This is a genomic window from Psychrobacter sp. AOP7-B1-25 (assembly GCF_052376195.1).
Taxonomy (GTDB): domain Bacteria; phylum Pseudomonadota; class Gammaproteobacteria; order Pseudomonadales; family Moraxellaceae; genus Psychrobacter.
The window spans coordinates 1-782 of record NZ_JBQSVK010000045.1 but is presented as its reverse complement, the minus strand read 5'-3'; the positions used below and the strand labels follow the sequence as shown (position 1 = coordinate 782).

Genomic DNA, 782 nt, shown 5'->3' with positions numbered 1-782 from the left:
TTCCGCTATGTGAAACTTGGTTTCATAAATTAAAACTATTTAATCAAACTTTCGCCGCGCTGTAAACCTTTATTAAAAAAAGATGAGTATAAAATGACAAAACCCTTATCAACATCTACCCCACTATTAAAAAAAATACATGAAATCATGAATCAAAATAAGGGAGAAAACGATCGACAGTTCGTCACGGCACTAGGTCGTGGACTGACGATACTCGCAGCTTTTGAACATGATGAGCGGCTCACCCATCAGCAGCTATGTCAGATGACAGCACTACCAAAGGCAACCGTTACTCGCCTTATTCATACCTTAACGACGCTTGGGTTTTTACGTATCACTGAGCACGGACAGTATCAACTGGGCAGTAGCGCTGTGCGTCTCAGTGCAACCGCATGGAGTCGTCACGATATGGTGGCAGCAGCTGAACCACTATTACGGCAGTTCGCTGTTGAGAATGAAGTATCAGTGAATCTGGCGACTGAAGTCGAAGGAGAAATGCGCTACCACGCCTGCTGTCGTAGTCCTGCTCGCCTATCTGTCAACTTACAGGTTGGCTCAGCGGTGCCCGTTGCACGCACTGCGATTGGACGGGCTTTTTATGCAGCAAGCTCGCAATCTAGACAGGCAGTCATCATTAGTAATCTACAAGAGAATTTGTCTATTGAAGAATACGACCATGCACAAAGTTCTCTAGCCAGCGCGACAGAGCAGTATGAAAAGTATGGCTATACCGTGTCTGCTGGGGATTTTTCTACTGACATATTAGCAGTCGCAGTTGGCGT

At 45.5% G+C, this 782-nt stretch carries 1 protein-coding gene; it reads left to right on the top strand.

The features are described from left to right. Window positions 1-93: 93 nt before the first annotated feature. Window positions 94-782 (top strand): IclR family transcriptional regulator (locus tag ACT3QR_RS13905; RefSeq protein ID WP_444521874.1); only part of this gene is annotated, 689 nt, incomplete at its 3' end.